Raw genomic sequence first — 12,996 nt, 5'->3', positions numbered from 1 at the left:
CAACCTTAGTACCTGTCTGAAAAAACTTGACCACCACACTCCCCTCTCCCGCATGCGGGAGAGGGGCCGGGGGTGAGGGCCGGCGGCTCAAGCTGAGACAGGTCGCAGTTTGAACCTCAACGCCTTCAATGCGCAGCGCCTGCCAGCTTTCCCTTACGTACCAGTCCAATCGCACGTGCCGGCATCATCCAGAGCGCCGTGATGGCGTTGGCCGCGATCAGCGCGATGACGATGTTGGGAAAGCTCACCGCGCCGGCAACATACAGCACGACACACAACACAGCGGCCGCCGCGAATTCCAGCGCGCCGATGTTGCCCAGGCTCGCGAATGCCTGGCCGCCCATCAAAACCGGCGTGCTTGCCGCCGAGGTGACCATCACGGCGAAATAGACTGCGCACAATGTCGCCAGTTGATTGGAGATCGGATATTCACCGGCCGTCCATAGCGAGACCGCCGCACCGCCAAACAGCGCCGCGCCAGCAATGGCCAGCAGGCCATAGCTCACATAGCACGTGGCAAGCCTGCGATAGGTGCGCGATACCCACGGCCAGTCTCCTGCCAGCATATTGCGATGGATGATGGGCCAGAGGGGCTGGTTGATCATGAATACGAAACTGTGCAGCAGCATGTTGGCGCGAAACAGCAGCGCCAGCAGCGCCGCATCGCGCGGCATGCCCATTTCGTAGCACAGCAGTACCGTGCCCTGCTGCAGGAATGCCACGGCCAGTTGCGCCTGTACCAGCGCGCGGGTATTGCGAACCAGTTCGAGTGCGAACGCCTTGCCGGGGAATGCGCGAGGCCGTCCCACGCGCGCCACCACGCCAGCCATATTGAAAACGCGCAGCAGGATAAAGCCGAGCTGGCTTGCCACGAACAGCAGCGTCACGTCTACATGCTGCTGGCCGGGCGCGCGGAAAAAGAAGGCTACCGCCACGATGAACACCACGTTCAACGCGCTGCCACCCGCCGTGATCAGGTTGTTGACATGCTGCCGGTGCTGTCCCTGGTTGACGGCCTCACCCACCGAAAGCACGGTCAGCAGCGCGTAGCAGACCAGCGCCGCCGTGAACAAACTGTAGTGGCTCGCCGAGAACAGGTTGATCCCACTGTGTTCCAGTACCGGCCGCAGCACCAGCACCAGCACGATCAGCGACAGGAAAATTGCCGAAAGGCCACCCAGCGACACCGCCAGCACGCCCGGCAGCAGTCCTTCCTTGCGGTCGTCGGCGGCAATCGATGTAATCGTTGGCCAGACGCCGATCGCCACGAGCGACAACCATGCCGAGATACCGAAGTACACCATCATCGCGCTGAAATCGTCAGCGGTGAGAACCTTGGCAAACAGCGGAATGCTGACCACCTGGAGCGCCGTGCTGCTGACCTTGGACACCATCGAGCTGGCCACGGCCAGCCGCAAGGCGCGGGTTGCCTGGCTTGCACGTTCCGTAGTGGCGTCTTGCTGCACCGAGGCCATTGCCGCATCCGATTCGCTGCCAAGCAGCTCGCCTTTCAGGGTTGTCACACAAACCTCCAGATTGCCAGCCATGGGTTAGATCGCGCCGGGTGCCGGTCACGGCACGTGCGGCTGGGCGGACGGACCGACCGTCGCATTGGAGCGTAGACGCTTGTCGCAGTCGCCTCTGTTCGCTCGCACACAGGTTGGCACCCGCCGGCGGCAGCGTGCGGACTCGAACATTCCTGACCCTGCGCGCTCCGTAGACTGCGTTCGTGAATGGCCCCCCTTGATGGTGGCTGGCCGATTCATGCCGCTCGAACCGCCCTTGCCGCATGGCATCACCAGGATGGAAAAAGAACGATGAAGATCCTGCTCTATTGCCTGAACTATTCTCCGGAGCTCACAGGTATCGGCAAGTACACCGGCGAACAGGCCGAATGGCTTGCCGCGCGCGGGCATGAGGTACGCGTGATCACGGCACCCCCGTACTATCCGGCCTGGAAGGTCGATGCGGCCTACGCCGGTCTGCGCTACCGGCGCGAGATGCGCAATGGCGTCGATGTCATGCGTGCACCACTGTGGGTCCCCCAGCGCCCGTCGGGGCTGAAGCGGGTCCTGCACCTCGCGTCGTTCGCCATCACCAGCATCGGATGGCTGGTGCGCCAGGTAACGTGGCGTCCCGACGTGCTGTTCATCGTCGAGCCACCGTTGTTCTGCAGTCCCGCGGCGCTGATCTTCTCACGGCTCACAGGCTGCAAGGCGTGGCTGCATATCCACGACTACGAGATCGATGCCGCATTCGAGCTGGGGCTGCTCAAGGGCAAATTCCTGCGTCGGATGGCGAGTGCCTTCGAGCGCTTCGTGCTCAAGCGCTACGATCACGTGTCATCGATTTCGAATGCGATGGTGACGCTGGCGCGGCGCAAGGGTGCCGACGATGCGCACCTGACCATGCTGCCCAACTGGGTGGACCTCGATGCGCTGGCACAACGCAGTGGCGTCGACTTCCGCAAGCAACTCGGCATTCCCAAGGATGCCATCGTAGCCCTGTATTCGGGCACGATCGGCGCCAAGCAGGGCATCGAGATCCTGCCTGAAGCCGCGGAACACCTGCGCGAGCGCGATGATCTCCATTTCATCTTTTGCGGAGCGGGGTCGGGAGTGGCGGACCTGCGCAAGCGTTGCGAAGGGCTCGCACGCATTCACTTTCTGCCGCTGCAACCGGTCGCCGATTTTCCGTCGCTGCTGGCCTGTGCCGACATTCACCTGATGCCTCAGCGTGCCGACGCCGCCGACCTGGTACTCCCGTCCAAGCTGGCGGCCATGCTGGTCAGTGCGAAGCCCGTGGTAGCCACCGCGGCACCGGCTACCGAACTTGGCAAGCTCGTAGTCCAGTGCGGCATCGTGGTCGAACCGGGCGACAGCGCGGCACTTGCCGAGGCCATCGAGGCACTGGCAGACGATCCGCCACGCTGCCGCGCACTGGGTGCCGCAGGCCGGCTCTGGGCCGCGACGCACCTCGATCGCGACGCAGTGCTGGCGGGGTTCGAAGCCACGCTGCAGCGGGTGCATGCCCCGCAAGGCACCGCCGAGGCGGCCACCGGCGATTACGTAGGGGAATAGCCGCAGCCCAGCTGGTGCCGGCCTGCAGCTTTGTGGGCTGGCGTACGGTGGATGCGGCGGTGCAGCGTCACGATACCTGCATCGCAGCCGGCGCGGCCGGATTGAGTCCGGGCCAGCAAGCCCGGCGGGAGGAGGCGCAACATGTTCCAGGATCTGTCGACCTTCAGGATGCCCCCCGGCTTTCGCGGCCGCTCGGCGCTTGCCGTGCAGCTGTGGTGGTGCGTCCAGAGCCTGTTCTTCCATCGGTCGCCCCAGTTCGCCAACGGCTTCCGACGCTGGCTGCTGCGATGCTTCGGCGCGCAGGTGGGCCGCAACGTCGTGATTCGTCCGAGCGTCAGGGTCACCTACCCCTGGAAGGTAAAGATTGGCGACTACGCATGGATCGGCGACGGGGCCGAGCTGTATAGCCTGGCCGAAATAGAGATCGGCAATCACGCGGTGGTATCCCAATTCACTTACCTGTGCGCCGGCGACCACGATTACCAAAGCAGCGACTTTGCCATTCGCGGTCGTCCGATTCGGATTGCCGACGAAGCCTGGGTGGCCAGCCACACATTTGTCGCGCCGGGCGTCAGCATCGGCCATGGTGCCGTCATTGGCGCCCGCAGCGCGGTATTCCGCGACATGCCTGCCGGCATGATCTGCATGGGCAGTCCGTGCCGGCCATTGCGGCCGCGCCTGGATTCCGCGCCGCAAGGCCAGGCCATGCCACACCACGCTTCAGCCCGAGCACCGCACGACGTGGACATCGTCCACGCCGACTAGACGGCAGCCGGGATCCACGCAGCCCAGGGACTGACGATGATCGACATCTACCACAACATGCTTTGGCCGAAGTACAAGGGTGCGGTATTCAGCGAGGCATTCACGCACGCGCGCGGCACCGGCCATGACGTTCGCTTCTTCCATATTTCCGCCACCGGCTACGGCCGCTCGGCCTATAGCAGTGTGGACACCAGCTATCACCGGTATCCGTACCAGATCCTGTTCGATGAACCGTACGAGACGATACCGCGCTGGAAAGTCGCGCTGCGGCTGATGCGCGAAGTCTGGCGTTCGGAAAGCCGCCTGATCCTGATGCCCGGCTACCACCGCGTGGAGTTCTGGGCCATGCTCGCCGCATGCATGCTGCGTGGCAAGCGGCGCGGCGTATTCTGCGATTCCACCATGCGTGACCAGGCCGACCACCCGGTCAAGCGCAGGATGAAACGCTTCTTCTTCCGCCAGTGCGATGGCATCTTCGTCTACGGCCAGCGCTCGGCCGAGTACGTGATCGCCATGGGCGCCGATCCCGCCAAGATCGTCTACCGGTGCCAGGCGGCGGCGCTGCCCCATACCTATAGTCCCGAGGACGCCGCGGCACAGCGCCTCGCCAACGCGGCGCCCGCCGATGCCCCGCGCTTCCTGTTCGTCGGCCTGGTATGTCGCGCCAAGGGCATCGAGGACCTGCTTCATGCATTTGTCGAGGTGCGTCGGCAACAGCCCGCCGCCACGCTGGTGCTGGCCGGGCCGCTCGTCGAGGCCGAGCAGTTGCCGCAACTGGCGGAATCACTCGGCATTGCCGATGCCGTGCAATTCCTGGGGTCGATGGATATCAGCCAGCTTGCGCAGCAGTATTCACAAGCCACCTGCCTGGTGTTGCCAAGCCACACCGAAGCCTGGGGCCTGGTGGTCAACGAAGCGCTCAGCTATGGCTGCCCCGTAGTGGCCAGCGACTGCTGTGGCTGCATTCCCGAACTGATCCAGGAAGGCGTCACCGGCCATACCTTCGCCACACGCGACACCAATGACCTCGCGCGTGCACTGATGCAGGCCACCCGCAGCTTTGCCGATGTGCAGGCCACCATGCAGCAGTGCCTGAACGTGGCAGGCCAGTACACGCCCGCGTGTGCCGGCCGCTCCATCATGGAAGGCTGCATGAAGATTCTGGAGGACGCCCGAGCATGACGATGCCCAACACCCTTGGCCCGATTGCCAAGCAACCTGCCGATCCTGGCACACCGCCGGCTTGCGCGCCGCATCATGAGACCGCCGGCATGCCGGCGGCGCTGGCCCGGCCGGTGCTGTTCCTCGGCCCGCTTCCGCCGCCGCACAACGGCTTCTCGGCGTCGAACCAGCGCATGGTGGATCGCATCCGCGAACGTGTGCCCGTTGAGGTGCTGGATGTCTCCAAGCGTGCGACGGGAAAGCTATCGGGACTCAAGGCACTGGGTAATCGCGCCCGGCAACTCTGGCGCATGAGCCGCTTGCTGGCTGGCGACCGGCCCCGGCGGCCCCATACGCTGTACCTCGGACTGTCGGGCGGATTCGGCCAGTTGCTCGACGCCCCTTTCGTGGCCCTGGCAAACCTGTCGGGCATGGACATCTACTTTCATCACCACAGCTTCGCCTATATCAATCGGCCCAGCTGGTACACGCGCCTGATCATGCGCTGCGCGCCGCGCGGCAGGCATCTGGTGCTGTGCGACCTGATGCGCACCGAGCTGGCCAGGATCTACCGGCTGGCACCTGGCAATGTGCAGGTACTTTCCAACCTGAGCCTGATCGATCTGCCCGGTACCGCCACGCCGCCGGCCCCACAGACGGCCGCACCGTCGGAATCGATCAATATCGGCTTCCTGTCGAACATCACGGCGGCCAAGGGCATCTTTACGTTCTTCGAGGTTGTGCGGCTGGCCCAGGAGATCGGCATTCCCGTGTGCGCACGCATCGCCGGGCCGGTAGCACCCGACATCCGCGCGAGGTTCGACGCCGAACTGGCGCGCACCGCTTGCGTGCGCTATCTCGGCCCGGTCCATGGCACCGCCAAGGAGGATTTCTTCCGCAATATCGACGTACTGATGTTCCCCACCACGTACCACAACGAGGCGGCGCCCCTGATCCTGCTGGAGGCACACAGCCACGGGGTGCCCGTGATTGCGCACGATCGTGGCTGCATTGGCTCGATGATCGACGAATGCAATGGGGTACTGGTGCCGCGCGATGCCGACTTTGCCGAAGCCGCGATCGCCTATTTGCGCAACATGATGCTCACCGGCGAGCAAACCGAAGGACGCCGTACCGCGCTGCTGGCGCACTTCCACGCCGAACGCACGCGCGCAGAAGCCGTGCTCGACAGCACGGTTGCGGCCATCAGCCGCGGCGCGGCCTGAAAGCAGCGCGCGGCATCGTCACCCGATGCCGCGCGCATGTTTGCATGCCTTGGATGCGGATCAGATGTCGTGATAGCGCAGCAGCGCAATGCCAGCCTGCTTGAGGACGTTGCCAAGCGGCTCCGGCTCCATCAACGGCGCGCCCTCCTCCTTGCGCCACGATTCGCTGTACCCCGGATGCACCGACATCTCCGTTACGCCTTCGGGCAGGATCGCGGGCAATTGGAGCGCCCAGCCTGGCTGCCGTGTGTCGGCACCCACATAGAAGTCCGGACTGCGAAGCCCGCCGAAGTGGCGCAGCAGCAGCACATTCATCGCGCCACGCACGTGATTCTTCATGAAGTAGCAATTCTGTGGACGCCTGACGCGCGAGATGCCGGCGCGCAGCATTTCCTCGCGCAGCACGCGCATGATGGCCGGGTACTTGTGCATATGGCCATGGCCATCGACATGCGACACGCTCACGCCGTGGTCGCGCAATTCGTCGAGCTGGAGCCGGAACTCGCGGCGCAGATCGGCCGGGTCGATCAGCCCGGCCATGGCGCGCGCGCGCTGGATCTTGGGCGGGAACAACGAGCCGTCCTTGCGGCACAGCGTGGCCGACGTACCTTGCGGGCGCCACCCTTCCACGATGTTGAAATGCAGGCCGAAGGAAAAGCGCCCATGGTTGTCCCGCGCGTAGCGGCACGCCTGCGCCGTAGCCGGGCGCCCGGCCAGGATCGTGGCACTGGTGAGCAGACCGGCGTCGAAGCAGGCAACCGTGGCCCGGAAGGTATCTTCGTCGTAGCCGAAGTCGTCTGCGTTGATGATCACACCCCTCATGTGTATCCCCTTTGGTGCGGCGCATGCGCCAGGCGCGGGCCAGTCTTGTGGTCCGTGTTGCGAACGATATGCGGCACCGCAACCTGCCTTCGGTGCGATATGCAACGTTGCGCCGTAGTGCTCCGGCATCAATGTGCGAGAGCGCACCGATAGTGCACTTTGCAGACTCCTACGATGCATCTAATCGCGACGGACAGCGATGCCGCGTCTCGTTTCAACGACTGGGGAGAGGATGCCGTGAAGACAAGCCAAGACCACGCCGCCTGCGGGCCCGATTCCGGATCACGCCGTTCGCTGGGCGCCCTGCTGGCCTCGGCGTGCGCCGCGCTGCTGCTGGGCGCATGCGCGGCATCACCGGGCATGCAGTTCAGCGCCACCGCGCCGGTCAGCGCCGTGAGCCCCGATGCAATGCCCGATGTCACGCCGATCACGCTGGAACTGGTGCGCGAGCAACAGGCCAAGTCCAAGCCGGCCAATGCCGGTGTGGAAGAGCTGTTCGCCACGCCCACGCCATACCGCATCGGCGCCGGCGACATCATCTCGGTGGTGGTCTGGGACCACCCCGAACTTGTGTTTCCCACGCAGACCTACAGCATTGGCGCCGCGTTCGAGATCCCCACATCGAGCGGTGGCTCCAACATGCCCGGCTACGTGGTCAGCCCCGCCGGCGACATCCAGTTCCCGTATGCGGGCGTGATGAAAGTGGCTGGCAAGACGGCCAACGAGGTGCGCGACGAAATGGCCCGCATCCTGTCGCGCGTGGTGCGCGACCCGCAGATGACCGTGCGTGTGCTGGGCTTCCGCAGCCAGCGTGTGTACGTGGACGGCGAAGTCAAGACACCCGGCATGCTGGCCATCGACGATGCGGCAATGACGCTGGTCGAGGCACTGAACCGCGCCGGCGGCGTGCTCAACCTGACCGGCGACAACAGCCGCGTCCGCGTCACGCGCGGCGAACGCAGCTGGTACGTCAATATTCCGGCATTGCTGGCCAAGGGCACCGATCCGTCGCGCATCCTGTTGCGCTCCGGTGACATCGTGCGCGTGGAACAACGCGAAGACAGCAAGATCTTCGTGACCGGAGAAGTGGTCAAGCCCTCGTCGCTGCTGATGCGCAACGGCCGCATGACACTGAACGAGGCGCTTGGCGATGCCGGTGGCGTGAATCCCGCATCGGCTAACGCCGAGCAGATCTTCGTGATCCGCAAGACCAGTGAGGGCAAGCCCAAGGTGTATCACCTGGACGGCACCTCGCCGGTGGCACTGGCCATTGCCGAGAGTTTCGAGCTCGAACCCAAGGACGTGGTCTACGTGGATGCGCGCGACCTGGTGCGCTGGAGCCGCGTGATGACGCTGCTGATCCAGCCGGTCGTGGGCACCGCCAGCATCGCCAGGCCATAAGGCCATGGCGCCATTGAACCAGACGGGGTGGAAATGATCCGGTCGATCCTGGTGGTGTGCATCGGCAACCGGTGCAGGAGCCCGATGGCAGCGGCACTTCTCAGTCGCGAGCTGCCGCAATGCAGCGTGTTGTCGGCGGGCCTCGCGCCGCCCGTGGGCGCCACCGCCGATCCACGCGCGGTACGTTTGCTGGCATCCGAGGGCGACGACCTGAGCGCGCACCGTGCGCGCGCCGTGGACGACGCGCTCGTCGCCGGTGCCGACCTCGTGCTGGTCATGGATGAAGAACAGCGCGACGCGCTGGAAGACATGTTTCCAAAGGCACGCGGCAAGACGTACCGCCTGTGCGAAGAGCAGCAGACCGACGTGCCCGACCCGTTTGGCGGATCGCAAAGCATGTTTGTCATCGTACTTGGTTTGATCAAGATGGGTGTTGAATCCTGGTCGGCACAAATTCATGCGGCAGCGCCGGCCCACCGCCATGGAGGGGCATGATGAGCAACGTAAGGAATTTTCGGGACAACGTGCCTGATACATGGGAAGAGAGCGAAAAGAGCATGGACATGACGTCATATGTCGATGTGCTGGTTCGCTACCGCTGGACTTTCCTGATCGTCGCCGCCACGATTCTCGGTGTGGGCCTGCTGTACGCCTACCTGGCCAGGCCGGTCTACCGGGCCGACATCCTGGTGCAGGTGGAGGACACCAACGGGGGCACCACCGCCAGCAAGCTTGCGGCGAATATCTCGCCGGTATTCGACGTGAAGCCGGCGGCGACCGCGGAAATCGAGCTGCTGCGCTCGCGCATGGTGGTCGGCAAGGCCGTCGATACACTGCATCTGGACATCGAGGCCACGCCGCGCTACTTCCCGCTGGTCGGCGCATCGATTGCCAGCTACAACAAGGAACTCTCCACTCCCGGGCTGTTCGGGCTTGGCGGCTTTGCCTGGGGTAGCGAGTCGATCGTGGTCGAACGGCTCGACGTACCCGCGCAGATGGAAGACCGCCGCATGGTGGTAACCGCGCTCGGCGATGGCAAGTACAGCCTCGCGTTCGCCAGCAGCGACAAGACCGCCGAAGGCCAGGTTGGCCATCCGCTGACCGTGGCCACGGCCAGCGGCACGGTGTCGCTCGAGATCAGCCGACTCGACGGCCGACCCGGCGCGCGGTTCTATGTACGCCGGCTGCCACGCGGTGCCGCCATCGCCAACCTGCAGGACCAGTTGCTGATCGGAGAACGCGGCAAGCAGAGCGGCGTGATCGGCGTGGCGCTGGAGGGCACCTCTCCGGCCAATACCTCGGCCATCCTCAACGAGATCGGCAGCGAGTACGTGGAGCAGAACCTGCGCCGCAAGGCGGCCGAGGCCGAGAAATCGGTGAACTTCCTCGAAAGCCAGTTGCCGCAACTCAAGCAGCAGATGGAAGCTTCCGAGTCGCGCTATAACGCGATGCGTAACCAGCGCGGCACGATCGACCTCAGCGAGGAATCGAAGCTGATCCTGTCGCAGTCGGTTCAGATCCAGACCAAGATGCAGGAACTGCGCCAGAAGCGCCAGGAACTGATCGCGCGCTTCACTGCGAACCATCCCACGATCGAGATCCTGGACAACCAGATCGCCGGCCTGAACGCGCAACTCAACGGCGTCACGGGCAAGATCCAGAAGCTGCCGGACGTGGAACAGAACGTGGTGCGCCTGATGCGCGACGTAAAGGTCAACACCGAGCTCTATCAGTCGCTGCTCAATGATGTGCAGCAGCTCCGTCTGGTCAAGGCCAGCAAGGTTGGCACGGCACGCCTGATCGACAATGCCGACGTGCCGATCAAGCCGGTGCGTCCGAACCGCGGGCTGATTGCTGGTACGTCGACAGCCCTGGCCATCATCATGGGGCTGCTGGTGGTAGCGGTGCGCCGCATGCTCGACGGCGGGGTCGCGGATGCCGAAGAGATCGAGACGCAGTGCGGCATGACCGTCTACGCCACGATTCCGATGAGCACGCAGCAGGCTCGCCTGACACGTGCCAAGGCCGACGGCAAGGACGTACTCGCCCTGAGCGAACCGGACGACCCGGCCATCGAGAGCCTGCGCGGCTTCCGCACCGCGCTGCAGTTCGCGTTGCTCTCGTCCCCGCGTAACCACGTGGTGGTCTTTACCGGCCCCGCGCCCGAAGCCGGCAAGTCGTTCCTGAGCGCCAATTTCGCAGTGGTAGCGGCCGCTGCCGGGCGCAAGGTTCTGCTGATCGATGGCGATCTGCGCCGGGGTGCGCTGAACGAGCACTTCAATGTCACGCGCAAACCCGGCCTGACCGAAGCACTGACCGGCAGCCGGCTTGACGACGTGATTCAGCGCAATGTAGCGCCTGGCATGGACTTCATTTCCACCGGAGCGGAACCTCCGCTCGCGGCGGACCTGCTGCAAAGCCCGGGCATGGATGAGCTGCTCGCCGAAGTGCGCTCGCGTTACGACCTGGTGCTGATCGATACGCCACCGGTACTGGCGGCGTCCGATGCCGGCATCCTGGCGCCCAAGGCTGGCGCGGTGTTCATGGTGGCGCGTGCCGACAAGACCACGGCAGCGGAACTCACCGCCGCGCGCCGCCTGGTCGAGCAGGCCGGTGGCGAGGTCAAGGGCGTGTTGTTCAACGGCCTTGCGGTGGAAGGACGCTGGTATCGCTCGCACTACCAGTTCGGCAAGTACCGCTACCTGAACCGCTACGGCAGCGAACAGGCCAAGCGCGCCTGATCTGCCTGTACGACAAAAGGAAGGCCGCTTCTCCGGAAGCGGCCTTTTTCTTTCTGTATCTGCTATGTGGAGCTGAGTAGAGCCGAGTGGAGGAAAGATGGAGGTCCCGCGGAAGGAGCCGGAACAGGAATGGAACGAACCGCCTAGCCGATGTATTCGATCAGCGCCACCGCATCGGCACCGGGCGGCTGGTCCGCTCCGGATCCGGGCGCCAGGCTGATGGTGCAGCGTTGCCGTGTATTGCAGCGGAACAGCATGCGCTCATCGGCCTTCTGGCTTGGCTTGAGCAAGGGGGACGAAGGATCGCCTGACACAATCGCGTAGCTGCCGCCGCCGGCCACATCGAGAATCACGCGCGTAACGATGGCATTGAGGGGCAGGATCACGGTCTGCGCACCGTCGGCACGTGCCGGAAGCCGGCCAAACGCATTCCTCAGCGAGACCATCTTGGTCCTGACCGTGGCCGACGCGGCCACATGCCAGCCAATCTCGGCATCGGCATAGACACCGGCGGCGCTGTTGCCACGGCACCCTTCCAGCGTCACCACGCGGCGGCGGCCGAGCTGGTTGCCGGACTCGGAGAACATCAGCGCCTCGTCCGGATAGGTGTAGTTCACGAAATCGCAGTTGCGGTAGACCGCACGCCCCTGCGCCGTGGGTCCCTGCCCCGACGCATAGTGGTGACGGCCCATGATCTGGCAGTTATCGAACACCACCTGGGCGCCAGCCGTGTTTCCTGGCGAGAACACGGCCGAAACGGTACCGGCAGCGAACGACTGATAGCCTTGCGAGCCGAAGTCGCAGTCCTTGAATCCAATATTGCCCTGCTCCCATTCGCACAGCATCACGCCGGCGTTGCGCGTCTTCTGCTCCACGCGCAGCCCTTCGGCCTTGAACGAGCACACGCCCATCGCATGGTTGTTGCCGCGCAGGTTGAACAGGTTGGTCGGCACCGAGGGGTCATAGCCGCTTACGTCGCAGTCGGTCAGCTTGATATTGCCGCCGCGATGCATGTCGATCCAGTTGCTTGAACACCAGTACTTGCAGTGGTCGAACCAGTAGTTCAGGAATTGGTCCGAGGTGCGCTTGTCGCCGACGTACAGGAATGACTTCCAGGTACCGGCCCAGGCGCAGCGCCAGAACTTCCATTCGCTGTTGCAATTGTCGCCGGTCAGGTTCACGCCGTAGCGCCATTTGCCGGTGAACAGGCAATCGTCGAACGCATAGTCCTGTGCGCCACCGGAACTCACGCTGTCGATCAGGTCGTTGTTCGGGGCGTTACCGTGGAACTGCAGATTGCGCAGCCGCACCACCAGCGCCACGTCCTGGTTCTTGAACAGTGCGCCGTCGCCACGTGGCTCATAGAGGATGACAACGGTTCCGGACGGGCCGTCGCCTTCGATCGCCAGTCCCTGGGTGCGTCCCGGGAACAGCGCCGAGTCGAACAGCGCGCCGGGCCGCGTAAGACGATAGGTGCCTGGCGGCACGACGATGCGTGGACCACCGATCAGGTTGGGGTTCTCACCGAATTCGGCCTTGCGCACCTGACGAGCCACGGCGCGCAGCGCACTGGCAAACGCCCCATCCGACGGCGCGCGCCCGGTCGGGTCCAGGCCATCGAAATCGGCAACTGATACAGCACGCTCGCGAGCGCCTGTCGAGCCACCCGATGTCGGCTCGCGCGCGCCCGCCGCGGTGGCCACGCCCGCACCGGTCAACACGCCGAGCCGGGCCAGGAAACTGCGTCGGAAGTTGGGCATTCGCGGGCTCCGGTCCCATTCTGCGCGATGCTCGTGCTCG

The 12,996-nt window shown here is 64.5% G+C and carries 10 protein-coding genes; 7 read left to right on the top strand and 3 right to left on the bottom strand.

What is annotated here, in order from left to right; all coding sequences use genetic code 11:
* Window positions 1-125 precede the first annotated feature (125 nt).
* Window positions 126-1,523, bottom strand: a complete 1,398-nt coding sequence (locus ACO550_RS35150) for a hypothetical protein (RefSeq protein WP_315597725.1) — start codon at window positions 1,521-1,523, stop codon at window positions 126-128.
* A gap of 294 nt (window positions 1,524-1,817) precedes the next feature.
* On the opposite strand from ACO550_RS35150, the gene ACO550_RS35145 reads away from it, so the two are divergent.
* The 4 genes from ACO550_RS35145 (at window position 1,818) to ACO550_RS35130 (ending at window position 6,232) form a co-directional block, all read left to right on the top strand.
* Window positions 1,818-3,080 (top strand): WcaI family glycosyltransferase, encoded by a 1,263-nt coding sequence (locus tag ACO550_RS35145; protein ID WP_315597726.1) that lies wholly within the window; start codon window positions 1,818-1,820, stop codon window positions 3,078-3,080.
* 141 nt (window positions 3,081-3,221) lie between these two features.
* Window positions 3,222-3,845 (top strand): WcaF family extracellular polysaccharide biosynthesis acetyltransferase, encoded by a 624-nt coding sequence (locus tag ACO550_RS35140; protein WP_315597727.1) that lies wholly within the window; start codon window positions 3,222-3,224, stop codon window positions 3,843-3,845.
* A 36-nt stretch (window positions 3,846-3,881) separates the two neighbouring features.
* Entirely contained in the window at window positions 3,882-5,027 is a 1,146-nt protein-coding gene (locus tag ACO550_RS35135) for a glycosyltransferase (RefSeq protein ID WP_315597728.1), read from the top strand.
* On the top strand, window positions 5,024-6,232 hold the full coding sequence (locus ACO550_RS35130) for a glycosyltransferase (RefSeq protein WP_315597729.1): 1,209 nt from the start codon (window positions 5,024-5,026) through the stop codon (window positions 6,230-6,232). Before ACO550_RS35135 ends, ACO550_RS35130 begins: the two co-directional genes overlap by 4 nt.
* 60 nt (window positions 6,233-6,292) lie before the next feature.
* On the opposite strand, the gene ACO550_RS35125 is transcribed toward ACO550_RS35130, so the two are convergent.
* Window positions 6,293-7,054, bottom strand: coding sequence for a ChbG/HpnK family deacetylase (locus ACO550_RS35125; protein ID WP_315597730.1), 762 nt, complete (start codon window positions 7,052-7,054; stop codon window positions 6,293-6,295).
* Between the two features lie 237 nt (window positions 7,055-7,291).
* On the opposite strand from ACO550_RS35125, the gene ACO550_RS35120 reads away from it, so the two are divergent.
* From ACO550_RS35120 to ACO550_RS35110, 3 genes are read left to right on the top strand one after another with little or no spacing between them, the layout of a single operon-like run.
* Window positions 7,292-8,455, top strand: a complete 1,164-nt coding sequence (locus tag ACO550_RS35120) for a polysaccharide biosynthesis/export family protein (protein WP_485995112.1) — start codon at window positions 7,292-7,294, stop codon at window positions 8,453-8,455.
* Window positions 8,456-8,488: 33 nt separating this feature from the next.
* On the top strand, window positions 8,489-8,950 hold the full coding sequence (locus ACO550_RS35115; RefSeq protein WP_315597731.1) for an arsenate reductase/protein-tyrosine-phosphatase family protein: 462 nt from the start codon (window positions 8,489-8,491) through the stop codon (window positions 8,948-8,950).
* Entirely contained in the window at window positions 8,950-11,196 is a 2,247-nt protein-coding gene (locus tag ACO550_RS35110; protein WP_315597750.1) for a polysaccharide biosynthesis tyrosine autokinase, read from the top strand. Before ACO550_RS35115 ends, ACO550_RS35110 begins: the two co-directional genes overlap by 1 nt.
* Window positions 11,197-11,339: 143 nt before the next feature.
* On the opposite strand, the gene ACO550_RS35105 is transcribed toward ACO550_RS35110, so the two are convergent.
* Window positions 11,340-12,956, bottom strand: coding sequence for a hypothetical protein (locus ACO550_RS35105; RefSeq protein ID WP_315597732.1), 1,617 nt, complete (start codon window positions 12,954-12,956; stop codon window positions 11,340-11,342).
* Window positions 12,957-12,996 lie beyond the last annotated feature (40 nt).

Source organism: Cupriavidus sp. (assembly GCF_057315035.1).
The sequence above is the reverse complement of the archived record's forward strand: the minus strand, read 5'-3'. Positions and strand labels throughout refer to the sequence as shown.